19 protein-coding genes are annotated in these 19,047 nt (G+C 70.6%); 6 read left to right on the top strand and 13 right to left on the bottom strand.

What is annotated here, in order from left to right:
* Positions 1 to 177: 177 nt before the first annotated feature.
* The 5 genes from recG to AB0J78_RS12080 all read right to left on the bottom strand — a co-directional run bounded on the left by recG (position 178) and on the right by AB0J78_RS12080 (position 5,966).
* A complete protein-coding gene (gene recG / locus AB0J78_RS12100; protein ID WP_363788965.1) occupies positions 178 to 2,409 on the bottom strand; it encodes an ATP-dependent DNA helicase RecG in 2,232 nt (743 codons plus the stop codon).
* Positions 2,410 to 2,448: 39 nt separating this feature from the next.
* Entirely contained in the window at positions 2,449 to 2,907 is a 459-nt protein-coding gene (locus tag AB0J78_RS12095) for a hypothetical protein (protein WP_210972400.1), read from the bottom strand.
* A 110-nt stretch (positions 2,908 to 3,017) separates the two neighbouring features.
* Entirely contained in the window at positions 3,018 to 3,971 is a 954-nt protein-coding gene (locus tag AB0J78_RS12090) for a DUF1648 domain-containing protein (protein WP_363788964.1), read from the bottom strand.
* Positions 3,968 to 4,315, bottom strand: coding sequence for a GntR family transcriptional regulator (locus tag AB0J78_RS12085; RefSeq protein ID WP_363788963.1), 348 nt, complete (start codon positions 4,313 to 4,315; stop codon positions 3,968 to 3,970). Before AB0J78_RS12085 ends, AB0J78_RS12090 begins: the two co-directional genes overlap by 4 nt.
* A 91-nt stretch (positions 4,316 to 4,406) precedes the next feature.
* Positions 4,407 to 5,966: a DAK2 domain-containing protein gene (locus tag AB0J78_RS12080; protein ID WP_363788962.1), complete on the bottom strand. Its 1,560-nt coding sequence runs from the start codon at positions 5,964 to 5,966 to the stop codon at positions 4,407 to 4,409.
* A gap of 291 nt (positions 5,967 to 6,257) precedes the next feature.
* Between AB0J78_RS12080 and rpmB the strand changes: the two genes are divergently transcribed.
* On the top strand, positions 6,258 to 6,449 hold the full coding sequence (gene rpmB, locus AB0J78_RS12075; RefSeq protein ID WP_132625373.1) for a 50S ribosomal protein L28: 192 nt from the start codon (positions 6,258 to 6,260) through the stop codon (positions 6,447 to 6,449).
* Between the two features lie 272 nt (positions 6,450 to 6,721).
* Here the strand turns inward: rpmB and AB0J78_RS12070 are convergent, their stop codons facing one another.
* Positions 6,722 to 7,396 carry a uracil-DNA glycosylase gene (locus AB0J78_RS12070; RefSeq protein ID WP_363788961.1) on the bottom strand — a complete coding sequence of 225 codons (675 nt, stop codon included), beginning with the start codon at positions 7,394 to 7,396 and terminating at the stop codon, positions 6,722 to 6,724.
* A gap of 358 nt (positions 7,397 to 7,754) precedes the next feature.
* Between AB0J78_RS12070 and AB0J78_RS12065 the strand changes: the two genes are divergently transcribed.
* The gene (locus tag AB0J78_RS12065; RefSeq protein WP_363788960.1) at positions 7,755 to 9,086 is read left to right on the top strand and encodes an MFS transporter; all 1,332 of its coding nucleotides are present in this window, start codon (positions 7,755 to 7,757) and stop codon (positions 9,084 to 9,086) included.
* Between the two features lie 66 nt (positions 9,087 to 9,152).
* On the opposite strand, the gene AB0J78_RS12060 is transcribed toward AB0J78_RS12065, so the two are convergent.
* The gene (locus AB0J78_RS12060) at positions 9,153 to 10,142 is read right to left on the bottom strand and encodes a thiamine-phosphate kinase (RefSeq protein WP_363788959.1); all 990 of its coding nucleotides are present in this window, start codon (positions 10,140 to 10,142) and stop codon (positions 9,153 to 9,155) included.
* Between the two features lie 73 nt (positions 10,143 to 10,215).
* Here AB0J78_RS12060 and AB0J78_RS12055 point away from each other — a divergent pair, with 73 nt between their 5' ends.
* Both AB0J78_RS12055 and AB0J78_RS12050 read left to right on the top strand, forming a co-directional pair.
* Positions 10,216 to 10,449 (top strand): Lrp/AsnC ligand binding domain-containing protein, encoded by a 234-nt coding sequence (locus tag AB0J78_RS12055; protein ID WP_363788958.1) that lies wholly within the window; start codon positions 10,216 to 10,218, stop codon positions 10,447 to 10,449.
* Between the two features lie 39 nt (positions 10,450 to 10,488).
* Positions 10,489 to 11,076 (top strand): DUF3515 domain-containing protein, encoded by a 588-nt coding sequence (locus tag AB0J78_RS12050; protein WP_363788957.1) that lies wholly within the window; start codon positions 10,489 to 10,491, stop codon positions 11,074 to 11,076.
* A gap of 58 nt (positions 11,077 to 11,134) precedes the next feature.
* On the opposite strand, the gene AB0J78_RS12045 is transcribed toward AB0J78_RS12050, so the two are convergent.
* Complete coding sequence (locus AB0J78_RS12045) at positions 11,135 to 12,226, bottom strand: D-alanine--D-alanine ligase family protein (RefSeq protein WP_363788956.1); 1,092 nt, start codon at positions 12,224 to 12,226, stop codon at positions 11,135 to 11,137.
* A 68-nt stretch (positions 12,227 to 12,294) separates the two neighbouring features.
* A complete protein-coding gene (locus AB0J78_RS12040; RefSeq protein ID WP_363788955.1) occupies positions 12,295 to 13,713 on the bottom strand; it encodes a PLP-dependent aminotransferase family protein in 1,419 nt (472 codons plus the stop codon).
* A 59-nt stretch (positions 13,714 to 13,772) separates the two neighbouring features.
* Between AB0J78_RS12040 and AB0J78_RS12035 the strand changes: the two genes are divergently transcribed.
* Entirely contained in the window at positions 13,773 to 14,417 is a 645-nt protein-coding gene (locus AB0J78_RS12035) for a pyridoxamine 5'-phosphate oxidase family protein (RefSeq protein WP_363788954.1), read from the top strand.
* 5 nt (positions 14,418 to 14,422) lie between these two features.
* Here the strand turns inward: AB0J78_RS12035 and AB0J78_RS12030 are convergent, their stop codons facing one another.
* The 4 genes from AB0J78_RS12030 to AB0J78_RS12015 all read right to left on the bottom strand — a co-directional run bounded on the left by AB0J78_RS12030 (position 14,423) and on the right by AB0J78_RS12015 (position 18,241).
* Positions 14,423 to 14,860: a cysteine dioxygenase family protein gene (locus AB0J78_RS12030; protein ID WP_363788953.1), complete on the bottom strand. Its 438-nt coding sequence runs from the start codon at positions 14,858 to 14,860 to the stop codon at positions 14,423 to 14,425.
* Positions 14,861 to 15,317: 457 nt separating this feature from the next.
* The gene (locus AB0J78_RS12025) at positions 15,318 to 16,433 is read right to left on the bottom strand and encodes a cystathionine gamma-lyase (protein WP_363788952.1); all 1,116 of its coding nucleotides are present in this window, start codon (positions 16,431 to 16,433) and stop codon (positions 15,318 to 15,320) included.
* 37 nt (positions 16,434 to 16,470) lie between these two features.
* Positions 16,471 to 17,478 carry an NAD(P)H-dependent glycerol-3-phosphate dehydrogenase gene (locus tag AB0J78_RS12020; protein ID WP_363788951.1) on the bottom strand — a complete coding sequence of 336 codons (1,008 nt, stop codon included), beginning with the start codon at positions 17,476 to 17,478 and terminating at the stop codon, positions 16,471 to 16,473.
* Entirely contained in the window at positions 17,465 to 18,241 is a 777-nt protein-coding gene (locus AB0J78_RS12015; RefSeq protein ID WP_363788950.1) for a lysophospholipid acyltransferase family protein, read from the bottom strand. Before AB0J78_RS12015 ends, AB0J78_RS12020 begins: the two co-directional genes overlap by 14 nt.
* 124 nt (positions 18,242 to 18,365) lie before the next feature.
* Between AB0J78_RS12015 and cofC the strand changes: the two genes are divergently transcribed.
* Entirely contained in the window at positions 18,366 to 19,010 is a 645-nt protein-coding gene (gene cofC, locus AB0J78_RS12010; RefSeq protein WP_363788949.1) for a 2-phospho-L-lactate guanylyltransferase, read from the top strand.
* Positions 19,011 to 19,047: the final 37 nt, after the last annotated feature.

The raw sequence follows: 19,047 nt of genomic DNA, 5'->3' as shown, positions 1-19,047 counted from the left end.
TCCGCCCGCAGAACTTTCGATCGTCTATTCGAAGCCTGGAGGTCACCTCGTGGTCATCCGGGCGACGACAGCGGGCGATTTTGGTCCGAACCGCCCGGGGACGATGTCGCATTCGCCCCGTCGGTTCAGACCAGAACTGCCCAGCATCCGGGAATTTCACGCCCTACCGGAAGGCGATCACGACTTTTCGAGGTACTCCGCGCGCTCCTCGTCGACGACCTCGGCCACCATCCGCGCCAACCCCGGGTGCTCCCGCAGAGCGGGATCCGCGGCGACGAAGCGGTCCGCCTCCTCGCGCGCCTGAGCGATCACGTCCTCATCGCGCAACAACGACAACATCTTCAACCCGGACTTGCGACCCGACTGAGCGGCGCCCAGCACGTCGCCCTCACGGCGCAGCTCCAGGTCCAGCCGCGCCAGCTCGAAACCGTCGGTGGTGGAGGCGACCGCGTCCAGCCGCTCGCGCGTCGTGGTGCCGCCCATCGCCTCGGTGACCAGCAGGCACAGCCCCGGAGCGCTGCCCCGGCCGACCCGGCCGCGCAGCTGGTGCAGCTGCGACACGCCGAACCGGTCCGCATCCATGATCACCATGACGGTCGCGTTCGGAACGTTGACGCCGACCTCGATCACCGTGGTCGCCACCAGCACGTCCAGCTCGCCCGCGGCGAAGGCGCGCATCACCGCGTCCTTGTCGTCGGCGGCCAGCCTGCCGTGCAAGATCCCCAGCCGCAGCCCCGACAGCGGTCCGGCCGCCAGCTGCTCGGCGACGTCGATCACCGCGACCGGCGGACGCCGCTGCTCACCACCGTCGTCCGGCGGCGGCTCCTCGCCGTCCCCGTCATCCACAGTGGACTTCTTCGACTTCTTGCCCTTGCCCGAGGTCTCCTCGTCGTCACCGATGCGCGGGCACACCACGTACACCTGGTGCCCGGCGGCGACCTCCTCGTGGATCCGCGCCCACGCCCGGTCCAGCCACGCGGGCTTCTCCGCCACCGGCACCACGCTGGTGCTGATCGGTGAACGGCCCTGCGGGAGTTCGCGCAGCGCCGAGGTCTCCAGATCGCCGTAGACCGTCATCGCCACCGTGCGCGGGATCGGCGTCGCCGTCATCACCAGCACGTGCGGCGCGGTCTCCTCGCCCGCACGGGCGCGCAGGGCGTCGCGCTGCTCGACGCCGAAGCGGTGCTGCTCGTCGACCACGACCAGCCCCAGATCGGCGAAGGACACCTTGTCCTGGATCAACGCGTGCGTGCCGACGACGATCCCCGCCTCACCGGAGGCCGCCTCCAGCATCGCCTGGCGCCGCTGCGCGGTGTTGAGCGAACCGGTCAGCAGCGTCACCCGCGTCGCGTTCTCCGCCCCGCCGAGCTCCCCGGCCATGGCCAGGTCACCGAGCAGTTCGCGCAGCGAACGCGCGTGCTGCGCGGCCAGCACTTCGGTGGGCGCGAGCATCGCCGCCTGCCGCCCGGCGTCGACCACCTGCAGCATCGCGCGCAGCGCGACCACCGTCTTACCGCTGCCCACCTCGCCCTGGACGAGGCGGTTCATCGGGTGCTCGGTGCCGAGGTCGGTGGCGATCTGCTCGCCGATCTCCTGCTGGCCCTTGGTCAGCTCGAACGGCATCCGCTCGTCGAAGGCCACCCGCACGCCGTCCTCGCGGCGCTCGCACACCGGCGCCGGATGCGACTTCGTGTTGCTGCGCCGCTGCGCCAGCGTGAGCTGCACGGCCAGCGCTTCGTCCCACTTGAGCCGGTCCTGCGCTGCCGCGACCTCGCCGAAGTTCTGCGGCAGGTGGATCTTGCGCAGCGCGTCCTCCAGCACCGACATGCCCAGGCGCTCGCGCAGCTCGGTCGGCAGCGGGTCGTCGGTCCCGTCCCACACGTCCAGCACCTGCTTCACGCAGCGCGCGATCGACCACGACGGCAACCCCTGCGCCGACGGGTAGACGGGCAGCAGCGCGCTCGCGAACTCCTCGGCGACGGCCCCGACGTCGGTGGCCTCCGAGTCGAACAGCTGGTACTCGGGATGCGCGAGCTGGAGCTGCTCGCGGAAAGCGGTGACCTTGCCCGCGAACATGCCGCGCTTGCCGGGGATCAGCTCCCGCTCGCGCCACGCCTGGTTGAAGAACGTGCACGACAGCGACCGGTGACCGTCGGTGATGCGGGCCTCGACGATCGTGCCTCGGCGCGACTTCATGGTGCGCTTGGTGACCCTCTCGACCTTGGCCAGCACGGTCGCGTGCTCGCCGAGCTCCAGCCCGGCGATCGCGGTCAGCTCACCGCGCTCGGCGTAACGGCGCGGGTAGTGCCGCAGCAGATCGCCGACGGTGACCAGGCCCAGGGCAGACTCGAGCGCCTTGCCGGTCTTGGCACCCAACAACCGGTCGAGCTTCGCGTCCAATGTGGTCACTGCAAGTCCTCCGCCTGCGTACTCGGATGGCACCGCAAGCTACTCGGCGGCACCGACGGTTTCCCTGCCGCCGACCCGCCAGCCAGCCCACGCCACCGGCAGCGCGCCGAGCAGCAGCCAGCCCTCGCCGGACAGTTCGGTGGCGTCGCGGAAGTCCGGCGCGTCCAGGTTGGCGATCGTGGTCAGCACGACGGTCCCCAGCATCACCCAGCCGAACACCGCCATCACGGCCGCGGCCAGCGCGGTGGCGCGCTCGCGCAGCACCCCGCGCAGCACCAGCGCGCTCCACACCGCGGCGACCACCAGCCACCACACCAGCTTGCCGACCAGGAAATCGCGCAGCGAGCTGGAACTCTCGGGTGATCCGGTGGAGGTCCACTCCACGGCGATGGGTTCCGGCAGCCTCGCGCCCACCAGCAGCGGCACGGCGACCATCAGCACGGCCACGGACAGCGTCCAGCCGGCGATCAACCACACGTACCGGCTCCGGATGCGCACTGCTGTCTCCCGCGTCACTTGATGACTCGGTTCGAGGTTAGCCGCACCGCCGGTGATCACCGCCGACCACCCGGGACGACGCGCGGGCGTGACCGGGAAGTCCGGCGTGCTCACATCGCCGAGCGCTCCGCGAGCAGCGCGTTGACCAGATCCGCCCCGCGATCGGGCTTGTCCACGCTGATGACGAAGTCGCGCCCGGAGTTCAGGCGCAGCACCAGGCATTCGCCACCGCGCAGCATGATCGCGGTGGTGGCGGGAAGGACCCGGTAACCCCAGCCGCCGACCTCCAGGGCGCGGTGGCGGGCGACTCGGGCGCCGCTGATCTGCTCCAGCCGGATCCGGCGCACCGGGAAGCGCTGCGGGCCGAACGCGGCGCGCACGCCCTGCTCGTCAACGCGGATCCGCGCCGTCGACAGCGCTGACACGACGATTCCCACGAGCAGTGCGGGCAGCGCGACCTGCCAGCCGGTCAGGACGAGCGTTCCCACGCCCACCAGCACTCCGGCGGCTCCGACGATGACGAGGACTCGGCTGGACACCGAGGAGACCCACACCGCTCGGCGCCCGGGTTCGAGGTCGAGCCCGGCGACGTCATCGGCCTCGGATTCGGCTGCGGGCTCGTCGGGGCCACGGTTGCCGATCAGCCAGCCGGCGAAGCCCGCCAATGCCGCCCCCGCCAGCACGGGGAGCACGTGCCACACCGGCAACCGGGCGTCCTGCCAGGCGGTGTGGTCGAGGTTCGTGCACAGCGTCGAGGCCGTGATGCCCGCGAAGAAGACGGCCACCGCGCCCAGCATCGCCGCGGAACCGGCGCGGTGCGCCCGGCGTCGGCCCACCGTGCCCGCGATCACCGCGAAGACCGCGAGCAGCAACCACCCCGGCAGCACGACCAGCGGGAACATCGCCAGGGAAGTGGATCCGTCGGGAACGCCGGCGCCGCTGAAGTGGGTGGCGATCGGGTCCGGGAGCCGCTCGCCCAACAGGATCATCGGCACGACCAGCGCGATGGTCACGACCACCGTCCAGGCGATCGACAGGACCAGGAATGCCTTGCGGTGGTTCACGATTCCTCCTCGATCCACCGCGTCAGGTCGGCGGTGGTGAAGCCGCGGCGCCGCGCCTCGGCCACCAGGTCGCGCAGCTGAGCGCGCAGCCCCGACTCCGGGTCGGGACGTCGCAGCACGGTCACCCCTCGCCCGCGGCGGAACTCCAGCAGTCCCTCGGCGCGCAGCTCGCGCAGGGCTCGCAGCACGGTGTTGGCGTTGATGCTCATCGCGTCGGCCAGGTCGCGGGCCGGCGGCAGCCGGTCACCCGGCTCGGCCTCCCCGTCGGCGATGGCGCGCCGGATCGCATCGGCGGCCTGCTCGTGCAGCGGCCGCCCGTCCTCGATGTCTAACGTGAGCAACATGGTGACAATGAAACTAGCACCATCCGATTCATTTCGGAACCGGGCGCGACGAACGCGGGGACCCCGCAGGTCCCCCGCGATCAGAGCGGAACTACTCGATGCCGATCAGCAGCAACGAGTCCAAGGCGCCCGCCGGGTAGCTGGCCATCTCCACCTCGGGGTGGGCGCGGCGCAGGTGGGCCGACAGCTCCCCGGGCAGTTCGGGCGGGGTGTTGTCGCCGATGAGCGCGGTGAACAGCTCGCCACCGGCGGTGAGCATCCGGGACAGCAGCTCCCGCGCGGTGGTGGTCAGGTCCTCACCGATGAGCACGACCTCCCCGTCGATCAGACCGAGGATGTCCCCGGGACGGCACCGACCGACCCAGGTCAGCGCTTCGGCGTCGGCGACGTAGAGCTCACCCCGGCGGGTCGCCGCAGCGGCCTCGGCCATCGCGACCTGGTCGTCGGCGCGGCGCCGGTGCGGATCGTGCACCGCGAGCGCGGCCAGCCCCTGCACCGGCGACGCGGTCGGCACCACCACGACCTCGGGCCCCTCGCCGGACTGACCGGCCACGGCCCGCTCCACGACCAGGGCCGTGTCCAGGTCGTTGGGCAGCACGACCACGTGCCCCGCACCGGTGCCGACGATCGCCTCCCGCAGCTCCGCCGGGACCGGGATCGAGCCGGTGACCAGCACATCGGCTCCCTCGCCGGCGAAGACCTCGCCCAGCACGTCCCCCGGCACGCACGCCAGCACCGCGACGTCGCGGGCGTAGGCGGCCTGCTGATCGGCGAAGCGGGTCACCTTGATCCGGTGCGCCCGGCCGGATTCCACGCCCGCCTCGATCGCTCCCCCGATGTCGTCGCAGTGCACGTGGACCGCCCAGGAATCGGCCCCGTCACCGACGACCGACACGCAGTCGCCCAACTCTCCCAGCCGCCCGCGCAGCGCTTCGGCCCGCTCCGCGTCCGTGTCGGCCAGCAGGTACATGACCTCGTAGTCGAAGCTCGACTCGTGCTCCAGCCGGTCCGACTCGGCAGGCAGCGGTGAGTTCGGGGCCAGCCACTCGCCGTCGACGACGACCGCGTGCAACGCGTCGAGCAGGATCACCAGACCTCGCCCACCCGCGTCGACGACGCCCGCTTCCGACAGCACCGGCAGCTGCGCAGGTGTCGCGGCCAGCGCGTCGATCGCCGCGCGCGTCGAGGCGCGCACCACCTCGGCCAGGTCTTCGGCGTGCTGCGCGCCGCGGGCGGCGGCGCGCAGCACCGACAGCACCGTTCCCTCCTGCGGCTCGGCGACGGCCTGCCAGGCCAGCTCCTCGGCTCGCCGCAGGGCCTCCCGCCACGCCACGCCGTCGGCGGTCTCGCAGTCCCGCAGCTGCTCGGCAACACCCCTGATGGCCTGCGACAACAGCATCCCGGAGTTCCCGCAGGCGCCGCCGAGGGCACCTTTGGCCAGCGCGGCGAACACGCCGCCGAGGGTGTCCGGAGCCGCCTCGTCGAGGGTGCGCACCGCCGCGCGCATTGTCTGCAGCAGGTTCGTCCCGGTGTCGCCGTCGGCGACCGGGTAGACGTTGATCCGGTCGATCGCCTCGCGCTCGGCCGACAGCGCCGACATGGCCAGGTCCGCCCAGCGGCGGGCAGTCGCCGCGTTCAGCGTCCGCAACACCCGGGAACCTCCCACGCACGTTAGGATCGGTCGCAGCCGAGACTATCCGCAGGCGGCGCCCTCACAGTGCTCCGCCGCACATCGGCCCCCGGCTCGGGAGCAGCCGGTGGCCGTGGGCTAGACTCATCGGGTCCCAGGGTGGCGATGACCCCGGGCAACCGGGTTCTCCGGGCTCAGTCCGCCGCACGGCGGTGAGCAGGAAGCGCTCCCGAAATGCCTCTCCGATCCGGCGTGGCACGACAGCGGAGCTCTCATCGCTGTAACCGTCAAGCAAAGTAAGGGGTGTCTGACGTGGCTGCCGTCTGCGACGTCTGTGGCAAGGGACCAGGCTTCGGCAACTCGGTCTCGCACTCCCACCGGAAGACCAAGCGCCGGTGGAACCCGAACATTCAGACCGTGCACGCCAAGATCGGTCTGTCCCAGCGCAAGCGCATGAACGTGTGCACCTCCTGCATGAAGGCAGGCAAGGTCGCCCGCGGCTGAGGATGTGTTCTTAGCTAGGAGCCCCGAGGTGGTAGCACCCCGGGGCTTTCTGCTGTTCAGGGCCGGGAAACGTCAGGCAAGCGGCGAAGCCGCTTTCTCAGTACCCCACCTGGGCAACCTGCACCGCCGCGGGTTCTCAGACGTCTTCTGGGGAGGACAGCCGTAGCGCCGTGTATTGGCATACATCAGTCTCGGATCCCGGAGCCAGAAGACGTCTGAGGTTCCGCCACCCGCACCGCCACGCAAAGAGACCACTGGACAAGTTCCGAGGCCTAGGGCAGCTTCCAGTCGATGGGCTCCCAGCCCTTTTGCTGCAGGATCTCGTTGGCTCGGCTGAAAGGCTTGGAGCCGAAGAAGCCGCGATCGGCCGACATCGGGCTCGGGTGGGGCGACTCGACGCACTCCACGCCGGGCATGAGCGGCCGGAGGTCGCGAGCGTCGCGTCCCCACAGGATCGCCACCAGCGGCTCGTCACGAGCGGCCAGGGCCTTGATCGCCTGCGCGGTGACCTGCTCCCAGCCCTTGCCCCGGTGCGAGCCGGGCTTGCCGGGGCTGACCGTGAGAGCGCGGTTGAGCAGCAGCACGCCGCGTTCGGTCCACGGCGTGAGGTCTCCGCTGGAGGGCTTCGGGTGACCGAGGTCCTCGCTGTACTCGCGGAAGATGTTGACCAGGCTGCGCGGCGGCGCGACGCCCTGGGCGACCGAGAAGCTCAGCCCCACCGGATGACCGGGCGTCGGGTACGGGTCCTGGCCGACGATGAGCACGCGCACGTCGTGGAACGGTTGCTGGAAGGCGCGCAGCACGTTCTCCGGAGCGGGCAGGTAGGTGCGGCCTTCGGCGACCTCGGAACGCAGGAAGGCGCCCATCGTCGCGATCTGATCCGCGACCGGCGCGAGCGCCTCCGCCCAGCCGGCTTCGACGGTTTCGTGCAGGGGTCGTGCTGCCATGCCGAGCAGGTTAGCGATCGACATCTGCGGCCTCACGCACAACCCCACAACCACTCATCAGTGTCACACGTCACATACCGATGACGTAACGGCGATCGGGAGCTCACCACAAGCGTAATCGGAACTACTCCGAAAGTGCCATTTTCGCCCGTCATCGCGGAAATGCACTCGGCAAATCAGTGACGCTCCGGGAGCAGGTTTCGGCACTTCGAACGTGCGGTGGCGGATAAAGCAAATAACGTGGGAATGCTCGATGTCGCGCTTTTGGTGGCCTCCCCTTGGCCACTCGGCTAGGTTCTGGCGAAGTTCCAAATCGACCACGGCCGTGGAGACAACACCCGGAGGTGGGCCGCATCTCATGACTTCTCAGGAAACAGCCGAATCAGAGGCCGAGCAGAAGTCGTTGCTGCGTCGAGCGGTCGGCGCAGCCGCAATCGGTAACTGCACGGAGTGGTACGACTTCGGCGTCTACGCGTATGTAGCCGCATATGTCGGCCACCAGTTCTTCCCCGGTCCGTGGGAGACCGTCTCCGCGTTCGGCGTCTTCGCCATCTCCTTCCTGTTCCGCCCGCTGGGCAGCCTGTTCTTCGGCCCGCTCGGCGACCGGATCGGCAGGCAGAAGGTCCTCGCCGTGACGATTCTGCTGATGTCGGGCTCGACGTTCGTCATCGGTCTGCTGCCGACCTACGGCGCCATCGGCATCTTCGCGCCGATGCTGTTGCTGCTCTGCCGGTTGCTGCAGGGCTTCTCCACCGGTGGCGAGTACGGAGGCGCGGCGACCTACATCGCCGAGTACGCCCCCGACCGCAAGCGCGGCTTCTGGGGCAGTTGGCTCGAATTCGGCACTCTGGTCGGATTCGGACTCGGCGCGCTGGTCCCGACCATCCTGATCCTCACGCTGGACAGCACGTCCATGGAGACGTGGGGCTGGCGCATCCCGTTCCTGATCGCCGGTCCGCTCGGCGGTGTCGGTCTGTACCTGCGGTCCAGGCTGGAGGACACCCCGGCGTTCAAGCAGCTGGAGAACACCCACCAGGTCGCCAAGTCCCCGCTGCGGGACCTGGTCCGCGAGTGGTGGCGCCAGCTGCTGATCCTCATGGGCATCGTGGTCCTGATCAACGTCGCCAACTACACGATCCTGACCTACATGGAGACCTACCTCTCGGACACGCTCGACGTGCCCGACGGGCAGGAGCACCAGGTGCTGGTCCCGCTGCTGCTGACGGTCGCGTTCATGATGGCCATCATCACGCCCGTCGGCGCGCTGTCGGACCGCATCGGCCGGAAACCGCTGTTCATCTCGGCGGCCATCTGCTTCCTGGTGCTGCCGGTGCCCGCGTTCTGGCTGATCGGCCAGGGAACGGTGCTGACCACCATCCTCGGTCTGGCGCTGCTGGCCATCGGTCACGTGCAGCTGATCGGGCCGCTGGCCGCGACGCTGCCGGCGATGTTCCCGACCAAGGTCCGCTACGCGGCCTTCTCGGTCGGCTATAACATCTCCACTGCCGTCTTCGGTGGCACTGCGCCACTGGTCAACGACGCCGTCGTGACCAACACCGGCAACAGCTACTTCCCCGCCTTCTACCTGATGGGCGCGGCACTGGTCGCCCTGGTGCCGATCCTGCTCATGAAGGAGACCGCGAGGAAGCCGCTGATGCAGGACGCCCCCGCGGCGGCCCCGGCGAGCTGACTGCCGGAACCCACCACATGCGAGGACGCCCCCCGGTTCATCCGGGGGGCGTCCTCCTTTTCGCTCCTACCGCCAGTGCTCCCAGCCGGTGGGGCCTTCGTAGTCCTTGCCGTCGATGGTCACGCCCGAGCCTTCCGCGACCACGCCGATCTCGCGGAAGTCCGGCGGCAGCGGGCGGTTGGCGGGGAAGGTCGCGATCAGCGCCTGGTCCTCGCCTCCGGTGAGCACCCAGTGGCGGGCGTCGGCTCCCAGAGCCGAGGCGACCTCGGTGAGCCGCTGCGGGATCTCGACCTGCTCCAGGCGGAGGTCGATCGCGACCTTCGAGGCGGTGGCGATGTGGCCCAGGTCGGCCAGCAGGCCGTCGGAGGTGTCCACCATGGACGTGGCACCGGCGACGGCGGCCTGCGGTCCGGCTCCGTAGGGCGGTTCGGGCACGCGGTGCGCGCCCACGACGGCGACCGGGGAGCGGAATCCGCGCCCCAGGACGGCTAACCCCGCCGCCGACCAGCCGAGCCTGCCTGCCACCGCGACGACGTCACCGGGACGCGCGCCGGAGCGGGTGACGGGCTCCCGGCCCTGCAAGTCACCGAGGGCTGTGATCGAGATCGTCAGTGACGGCGACGACACCATGTCGCCGCCGACGATCCCGATATCGGCCTGCTGTGCCTCTTCCCACAGGCCGTCGGCGAGCTCGTCGACCACGGACGCGGGCGTGTCGGGCGGGCAGCCGAGACCGACCAGCAGACCCGTGGGCACCGCGCCCATCGCGTTGATGTCGGAGAGGTTCACCGCGACCGCTTTGCGACCCACCTGATTCGGTGTGGACCAGTCGAAACGGAAGTGGACATGTTCCACCAGCACATCGGTGCTGGCCACCACGCGACCGTCGGGAGCGGCCAGCACGGCGGCGTCGTCACCCGGGCCGAGAAGCGTGCCCGGCGACTGATGACGACCAGCTGTCACTCGATCGATGAGATTGAACTCACCCACCTGGGAAATGGTCTGTGGTTCCTGGGACGAGTCAGGACCCAACTGGGACCTTCCTTCCTTGAGCATCAGCTCGGTCAGATGGGGTAGCTTTCTGCCAGTTTCCTACCCCGAGCACATGGGCTAGACGAAGGGGCACGCCGTGGTACAGGCATACATCCTCATCCAGACAGAGGTCGGCAAAGCAGCCGCCGTCGCCGGCGAGATCGCCGGGTCCGCCGGTGTCATCAGCGCCGAGGACGTCACCGGTCCCTACGACGTCATCGTGCGCGCTGAGGCCGAGAACGTCGACCTGCTCGGCAAGATGGTCGTCGCGAAGATCCAGAACGTCGAGGGCATCACGCGCACGCTGACCTGTCCGGTGGTTCACCTCTGAGGAACCCCTGTTCCGGCCGGGCCCCGGCGTGGTGCTGTGATGGACGGCGTGGTTGAGCACGAGGATTCCGGCGTTCCCAAGCCGGTTCTGATCATCGCGATCGCGCTCGGCGTGCTGCTGGCCGTGGGCGTGGCCGGTGTCGGCGTCTACGGCTGGTACGGCGAGCACCGGATCCGGCAGGAGACCGCCGCCGCCGAGGCCGCCCGCCGCACCGGTCCGCTGGCAGCGGCACCGATCCCGGCACCCGAGGCGCAGTCCCCGGAGTGCGCGGCGGTGATGTCCGCGCTGCCCGCGCAGCTGTCGATCGGTGGCGCCCAGGTGCCGCGCAGGCCGCTGGCCCAGCCCGCACCGGCCGCGACCGTCGCCTGGGGCGACGCCCAGCACGACCCGGTGACCGTGCGCTGCGGCATCGACGCACCCGCCGAGCTGACCCCGACATCGCAGCTGATGGACGTCTCCGGGGTCAGCTGGCTGGAGATCAACCAGGGCGGCGATTCCTCGTGGCTGGCCGTGGACCGGCCGGTCTACGTGGCGCTGAGCGCCCCGGCCGACATCGGAACGGGCCCGCTGCAGGACCTGTCGAAGCTGATCGGCGGGAAACTCCCCGAGCAACCCGTCTTCCCGTAGCCCCAGACGCGAGAAGGCCGTCCCTCACCGGAGTGGGGGACGGCCTTCTCGCGTCGGTTCAGCGCAGGCCGGTACCGCGCGCCAGCGCCGTGTCGACCAGCGTGGTCAGCAGCGCCGGGTAGTCGATGCCGCTGTGCGCCCACATCCGCGGGTACAGCGAGATCGGGGTGAATCCCGGCATCGTGTTGACCTCGTTGATGATCAGCTTGCCCTCGTCGGACAGGAAGAAGTCGACACGGGCGAGCCCCTGGCACTCCAGCGCGGCGAAGGCGCGCACCGCCATGTCGCGCAGCTCGGCGGTGTGCTCGTCGCTGATCTTGGCGGGCAGGTCGAACTCGGTGACGTCGTCGAGGTACTTCGACTCGTAGTCGTACCAGTCGGTCTCACCGGTCACCCGCAGCTCGGCGGGCTGCGACGCCTCGACGCGGCCGTCGGGGAACTCCAGGACGCCGCACTCGATCTCGCGCCCGACCACACCGGTCTCGATGATGACCTTCGGGTCGGTGCGGCGGGCTTCGGCGATCGCGTCGTCCAGGTCGGCCCAGTCGGTGACCTTGGTGATGCCCAGCGACGAACCGGCCCGCGCGGGCTTGACGAACACCGGCAGGGTGAGCCGGTCGCGCTGCGCCTCGGTCAGCGTCTCCTGGCCCCGGCGCAGCACCTCGTAGGTGCCGACCTCGATGCCTTCGGCCGCGAGCAGCTTCTTGGTGTACTCCTTGTCCATCGACACCGCGCTGGAGAGCACGCCCGGACCCACGTAGGGCACGTCGGCCATCTCCAGCAGGCCCTGGATGGTGCCGTCCTCGCCGAAGGCTCCGTGCAGCACCGGGAACACGACGTCGACGCCGGAGAGGACTTCGCCACCCTTCCCCGGTTCGAGCAGCACCAGTTCCTGGCGGGTCGGGTCACCCGGCAGGGCCAGCGCGGTGCCGGAGACGACCCGGGGTTCCTTGCGGTCCCGGATCTCCAGCTGCTTCGGGTCGTCGGTGCCGAGCACCCAGGCGCCTTCCTGGGTGATGCCGACCGGCACGATCTCGAAACGGTCCTGGTCCAGGTGGGCGAGCACGCTACCGCCGGACACGCAGGAGATGCCGTGCTCGGTGCTGCGCCCGCCGAAGACGACGGCCACCCGGGTCTTGCGCGAAGTCATGCGCCGGACCATACCTCGCGCTAGCACGCGTCGTTCTACGAAGCCCTTGCGCCTGCGACACGATGCGGTCACGTGCAGGTTCGCCGGCACAGCCTCGCCACGACCGGCAGCGCGGCTTCGAGCTCATCGCGGGTGCAGGCGGCGTAACCGAGGGCGAGTCCGTGCCACCGCTGCGGACCGTCGTGGTGCCGTCGCAGCCCGTCGAGGACGATTCCCCGCTCCGCCGCTTCGTCGACGACGCGCTGCTCGGTCTCGGCGTCCGGCAGCGGCAGCACGACGTGGGCGCCCGCGCGGTCGCCGAAGACGCTCACCCCCTCGGCGGCGAGTCGTTCGACGACGATCGCGCGGCGCTGCGACAGCTCCCGCCGCAGCCGACGCAGGTGCCTGCCGAGGTCTCCGTGTCGGGCGAGTTCCACCAGCACGCGCTGCCCCGCGGCGGCCGGGCCGACGCCGATGCGTTCGCGGTGCCGCTGCACGGCGGTGGTGATCTTCTCGGCGGCCAGCATCCAGCCGACCCCGAGCGTCGGGGTGAGGATCTTGCTGGTGGTGCCCAGGTGCACGACGACGTCCGGGGCCATCGACGCCAGCACCGGCAGCGGCGCGACGTCGTAGCGGAGTTCGCCGTCGTAGTCGTCCTCGACGATCAGCCAGCTCTCGGAGCGGGCGCGTTCGATGAGCGCGATGCGCCGTTCGGCCGGGAGCCGTCCGCCGATCGGGAACTGGTGCGCCGGTGAGCAGTAGACGGCCGCCACGTCGCCCGGGACGTCGTCGACGACGAGACCGGAGTGGTCGACCGGCGCGGGCACGACCTCGATGCCGGCGGTCTTCAGCGCACCGACCGCGCGCTGGTAGCCGGGTTCCTCGACGGCGACCTTCGCCCCGCGCGGCAGCACGGCGGCGGCGAGTTCACCGAGCGCGGTGCTGGTGCCGCCGGTGGCCAGCACGTTCTCCGGCGTCCAGCCGCCGACGACCAGACCCCGGTGTCGCAGCAGGTGTTCCACGACCGCCTCGCGGTAGCTGAGCAGTCCGGCCCGTTGCGGGCGCAGGTCGGGCGCGGTGTCGGCGGCGGCGCGCCACGCCCGGCGCCAGATGGCGCGGTCGATGCCGTCGGCCCACGGGACCCCGGGAACCAGGACGATCATCGGATGCTCGGCGTGCCGGTGCTGCAGGACCGGTGGCGGCACGGCGTCGCTGCGCGCGCCCGGCGGGCTGGTGGTGACGTAGGTGCCCGAGCCGCGCCGCCCGACGATCCAGCCTTCGGCGTGCAGCTGCTCGTAGGCGGCGGCGGTCACGGTGCGGCTGACCGCCAGGTGGCGGGCCAGCGCCCGCGTCGAGGGCAACCGGTCGCCGCCGCGCAGCTGGCCGATGGTGGCCGCGTGCCGCAACGCGTCGGCCAGCTGCACCGCTAGCGGCAGATCGCCGTCCCGGTGCAGGTCGATGGCCAGTTCCAGCAGCGGTGAGCTGGCCGCGGGCACGTCATGTGGCATTTCGGAATTCTCCCTGATTGGCACTTCGATGATGCCACTTCTCAGGTGAGGCTGGTGACGTGACTTCGCAGCTCTCCCCCACCGAACGGTCCACCGTCCGCCGAGGCGCCAAGCGGGCGCGCACCGACCGCGGCGACCTCCACGCGATCCTCGACGCCGGGCTGGTCTGCCACCTGGCGGTGATCGTCGACGGTTCGCCGCGCGTGCTGCCCACCGGCTACGGGCGTCGCGGCGACACGCTCTACCTGCACGGATCGACCGGGGCGCGCAGCCTCCGGGAAGCCGGTGAGGTGTGCGTGTCGGTGACCCACGTGGACGGCGTCGTCTACTCGCGGTCGATGATGCACCACTCGATCAACTACCGGTCGGCGATGATCCACGGACGCATCCGGCTCGTCGAGGACCCCGCCGAGCGCTGGGAAGGTCTGCGGGTGATCACCGAGCAGCTCGCGCCGGGATCGTGGGACTACGCGCGCCGACCCGACAAGAAGGAGCTCGCCGCCACCGCCGTCCTGGCGCTGGACCTCACCGAGGCCGCGGTGAAGATCCGCACCGGCGACCCGGGCGACGACGCCGAGGACGTCGAGGCGAACGAGGCCTGGGCCGGCGTGCTCCCGCTGCATCGGAGCTGGGGCACGCCGGTGCCTTCAGCCGACCTGATCGCGGAACTGCCCGTGCCCGAACACGTTCTGCGGCGGTCCTGAGCGGATCAGCCGCGGATCGTGCGGTTCGACCGCTGCGGGCGGTAGACGTGGATGGTCACCGCCGGGTCGACGCCGAGGTTGCTGACCTGGTGGGCGTAGTTCGGGCCGAAGACCCGGGACTGGCCGGTGGTCAGCGAGTGCAGGACCTCGGAGCTGCCGGGACGGGCGACCCGCTCGGTCAGATTCCCCTGCACGACGGTGAAAGCACCGGTGGCGCCGCCGTGGTCGTGCAGATCGGTGTGCTGGCCGGGCAACCAGCTCAGCAGCCACGCCTCGTGGGCGTCGGTGCGGGCGAGCAGCCCGGCCCAGCGCTCCTCGGCGTCGTAGCGCAGCAGGTGCGCCCAGGATTCGCGGTCGGCGGCGAACTCGCGGGCGATGCGGGCGGGGTGCGCGATGCTGAGGTCAGCGGGCGCGGCAACGGTGTTGGGCGGAACGGCGAACACGTGGAAGTCCTTCGGAGATCGTGAACGAACCCCGGGGCGCAGGCGCGCGAGGACGCCGCGATCAACCCGGGAAGCGGATGAGATCGATCAACACGAAGAACACGAACAGAGCGCGCTGGCGACGCGGTGCAGGTCGATGTGACCCCGTCGGCCGATGAACGCGCGCTTCAACACACCACGAACTCAACCAGCCCCCCACCCCGCCGTCAACCACCGCCCACTCCCACCACCCACAACCCGCGACCCACTTCACACCCGTTGGAGTGAGGAGACCCGGTTTCCACTGAAATCCGTCCCACCCGCACCACGAGGGGAGGTGCGAGTGGGACGGGTGGTGCGTCGGATCCGGTGCGGACCGGGGTCGACTTCGGCCAGGACGGGGGTCGACGCGAGTCCTGACCGGGCTCGACCTCGAGGCCGGAACCGGGGAGACTCGGGTCAGATGGGGTGGTTTGGATCAGGAGAGGGCTTGGAGGACGTCTTGGACCAGGTCCTGGGGGTTCTCGCAGCCCGCTGAGAAGCGGACGAAGCCCTCGGGGACCGGGTCGCCCCACTGGGCTCGGCGGTCGGCCGTGCTGTGCAGGCCGCCGAAGCTGGTGGCCGCGACCACCAAGCGGCTCTTCGCGATGAAGGCCTGCACCGCGTCGGCGTCGGCGAGTTCGAAGCGGAACACCCCGCCGAAGCGGCGCATCTGCCGGCTCGCCAGCTCGTGCGCCGGGTCCTGCGACCAGCCCGGCCAGCGCAGACCGCTCACCGCCGGGTGGTCGGCGAGGGCGTCGACGAGCGCCGCGGCGTTCTCGGCCTGCCGGGACAGCCGCAGGTCGAGAGTCCCCATGCTGCGGTGCGCCAACCACGTCTCGAACGGCCCGGGGATCGCACCGGACAGCGAACGCGCGCGCACCAGGCGGTTCGCGAGCTGCTCGTCGCGGACCGACACGTGCCCCAGCAGGATGTCGCTGTGCCCCGACAGGGCCTTGGTGTCGCTGGCGATGACGATGTCCGCGCCCAGCTCCAGCGGACGCTGTCCCAGCGGGGTCGCGGTCGTGTTGTCGACCGCCAGCAGCGCACCCGCCGCGTGGGCGCGCTCGGCCAGTGCGGTGATGTCGCAGACGTCCCCGCCCGGGTTCGAGGGCGTTTCCAACAGCACCAGCCGGGCGCCCTCGAAGACCTCGTCGGTCCACGGGCCGGGCGTGGGGATCTCGCGCACGTCCAGACCGAGCTCGGTCAGCTCGTCGCTGACGAACTGCCGCGATGCGTAGTAGCCGTCCGAGGGCAGCACCAGCTTGTCTCCGGCCCGCAGCACCGAACGCAGCACGGTGCTGATCGCCGCCATGCCCGAGGGCAGCAGCACGCAGTGCCCGCCGTCGAGCTCGCCGATCGCCGATTCCAGCCCGCGCCAGGTGGGATTGCCCGCGCGCCCGTAGAAATCACCGCCGGGCCCGGACTCCCCGAGGTGGTACGGCGCGGCGAACACCGGCCCCGGCAGCAGCGGCGCGCCCGCCTCCGGTTCCGGGTGCCCGCCGTGCACCACGCGCGTTCCGTCGCCGAAATCCCCAAGATCCACTGTGGTCACTCCCGCACTCGCGATCGACGCGAGCGCGCGGACCGGATCACTCCGCCTTGCGCTCGCGTCCCAACAACTCCGCAGCGGCAGGCCCCGGCTCCAGACCTTCGTGGCACACCCGGTGCACCACGTCGGTGATGGGCATCTCCACGCCGTGCCGGGCTGCCAGCTGACGGATCGACGAGCAGGATTTCACGCCCTCCGACACCTGCCCGTGGGCAGCCTCCTGCGCCTGGGCCACGGTCTCTCCCCTGCCCAGCCGCTCACCGAAGGTCCGGTTGCGCGACAGCGGCGACGCGCAGGTCGCCACCAGGTCGCCCAGACCGGCCAGCCCGGCGAAGGTCATCGTGTCCGCGCCCAGCGCGACGCCGAGGCGCGTCGTCTCCGCCAGACCGCGCGTGATCAGCGACGACATCGTGTTGTGCCCGAAACCGAGCCCCGCCGCGATGCCGCAGGCCAGTGCGATGACGTTCTTGCAGGCCCCGGAGATCTCGATGCCCACCAGGTCGGTGTTCGTGTAGGGGCGGAAGTACCGCGTGAAGCACGCCTTCTGCAGCGCCACCGCCCGCTCCTCCTCGGAGCAGGCCACCACGGTCGCGGTGGGCTGACCGGCGGCGATCTCCTTGGCCAGGTTCGGCCCGGACACCACCGCCACCCGTTCCATCGGCACGTCGGCGACCTCGCCGATGACCTGGCTCATCCGCTTGAGCGTGCTCAGCTCGACGCCTTTGGCCAGGCTCACCAGCGTCACGTCCTGCGGCAGCAGCGGCTGCCACCCGGCGAGGTTCTCGCGCAACGTCTGGCTGGGCACCGCCAGCACCACGAATTCCGCGGCGTGCACCGCCTCGGCGGCGTCGTCGGTGGCGCGCAGCCGCTCCGGCAGGGTGATGCCGGGCAGGTAGGAGTCGTTGCAGCGGGTTTCGTTGATCTCCGCCGCCACCTGCGGACGCCGGGCCCACAGGCAGACGTCGTTGCCCGCGTCGGCGAGGACCTTCGCGAACGTGGTCCCCCAGGATCCGGCGCCCAGCACCGCGATCCGCTCAGGCTGCGCCATCGGTGCCCTTCTTCTTGCGCGCCGATGCGTAGAACTCGGTGGGCGGCTGCTCCTCGCGGATCTCACCGAGCAGCTCCCGGACCCGGCTCATCGCGAGGTTCGTGACCTCGCGGATCGTCTCCACGTCGGGGTTCTCGGTGCGGTAGGCCGACAGGTCCAGCGGCTCACCGATCACGTAGTTCACGGTCTTGCGCGGGAAGGGCCGGAACTTCTTGTTGTAGTGGTCGTAGATCTCGCGGGTGCCGAAGCGGGCGACCGGGATGACGGGAATGTCGTTGGCCAGAGCCAGCCGGGCCACACCCACCTTCGGCGTCATCGGCCAGCCGTCGGGGTCCTTGGTGATCGTGCCGTCCGGGTAGATCACCAGGACCTTGCCGTTCTCCAGGCCCGAGTGCGCGTCGCGCAGGCTCTTGTGCGCGTCCGCCGTGCCCCGGTAGACCGGGATCTGCTCCACGCCGACCAGCACGTTCCTGAGCACCGGCACGTTCCACAGGCTGTTCTTGGCCATGAAGCGCGGCACCCTGGCCGCGCGGTGGACGGTGACCGCGTCGAAGATCGGGTCGAGGTGGGACACGTGGTTGAGCACGAGCAGCGCACCGCCCTCAGCCGGGATGTTGTGCGCCCCGCGCACGCGGACGCGCGCCAGCAAGTGCGTCAGCGGGTAGAACACCCAGCGGGCCAGGCCCAGCCAGAAGATGCCCATCCCGCGTGCCTTCTCGCTGGTCGTCCTCCGCTGGCGTCGGAGGTTTCTCGATTCCGCCACGGCTTTTCTCCTCCAGATCTCGAGCGCCAGTCAAATTACCCGGCCCCGGCCACAGCCTCGTCAACCAGGCGGCACTTGGGAAGCCCTCCACCACATCGGCGGACGTTGACGCAAGATGGTTCCCGTGACCACCGAGAACACGCCCGACACCGCCGGGGTGCACCTGCTGGTACCGCTCAAGCCGCTGACGCGGGCGAAGTCCCGGCTGCTGGCCGGCCGCGGATCGGCCGGGCACTTCGAGCTGGTCACCGCGATGGCGATGGACACCGTCGTCGCCGCACGTCGCGCACGAGGGGTCGCGGGCGTGGTGGTGGTCTCCTCCGATCCCGCGCTGACCGCGGCGTTCACCGCTCTCGGCGTCGAGGTGCTGCCCGACCGCCCGGCCGACGGGCTCAACGCCGCGCTGCGACACGGCGACGAGGTGCTGCGCGCCCGAGGCACGTTCCGCGTCGGCGCGCTGCAGGCGGACCTGCCCGCGCTGCGCTCAGGTGAACTCGGCTGGGCGCTGCGCGCGGCGGGAACCGACCGCTCGTACTGCCCGGACCTCTCGGGCGACGGCACGACCCTCCTGCTGGCCGAACCCGACCAGCCGCTGGACCCGCGCTTCGGTCCGGGCTCCGCCGAAGCCCACGGCGAGTCCGGCGCCAAAACCCTCGCCGGACCGTGGGAGTCGCTGCGCCGCGACGTCGACACCGAAGCCGACCTGGCCTCGGCGAGAGCCGTCGGACTCGGACCCCGCACGACCGCTCGGCTCGGCCTGGGCGAATGAGCGGAAGGTTCCCGTGCGCACGTCCGGCGACGACGCC

Origin of the sequence: Saccharopolyspora sp. NPDC049426 (assembly GCF_040676935.1) — a bacterium.
Taxonomy (GTDB): Bacteria; Actinomycetota; Actinomycetes; order Mycobacteriales; family Pseudonocardiaceae; genus Saccharopolyspora.
The sequence above is the reverse complement of the archived record's forward strand: the minus strand, read 5'-3'. Positions and strand labels throughout refer to the sequence as shown.

Bases quoted from the DNA above. Each gene is read 5' to 3' on its own strand.
- AB0J78_RS12040 (WP_363788955.1), bottom strand. From the start codon at position 13,713: ATGCCACATGACGTGCCCGCGGCCAGCTCACCGCTGCTGGAACTGGCC.
- AB0J78_RS12045 (WP_363788956.1), bottom strand. From the start codon at position 12,226: ATGACTTCGCGCAAGACCCGGGTGGCCGTCGTCTTCGGCGGGCGCAGC.
- AB0J78_RS12085 (WP_363788963.1), bottom strand. From the start codon at position 4,315: ATGTTGCTCACGTTAGACATCGAGGACGGGCGGCCGCTGCACGAGCAG.
- AB0J78_RS12050 (WP_363788957.1), top strand. From the start codon at position 10,489: ATGGACGGCGTGGTTGAGCACGAGGATTCCGGCGTTCCCAAGCCGGTT.
- AB0J78_RS12070 (WP_363788961.1), bottom strand. From the start codon at position 7,396: ATGGCAGCACGACCCCTGCACGAAACCGTCGAAGCCGGCTGGGCGGAG.
- AB0J78_RS12020 (WP_363788951.1), bottom strand. From the start codon at position 17,478: ATGGCGCAGCCTGAGCGGATCGCGGTGCTGGGCGCCGGATCCTGGGGG.
- AB0J78_RS12065 (WP_363788960.1), top strand. From the start codon at position 7,755: ATGACTTCTCAGGAAACAGCCGAATCAGAGGCCGAGCAGAAGTCGTTG.
- AB0J78_RS12060 (WP_363788959.1), bottom strand. From the start codon at position 10,142: ATGCTCAAGGAAGGAAGGTCCCAGTTGGGTCCTGACTCGTCCCAGGAA.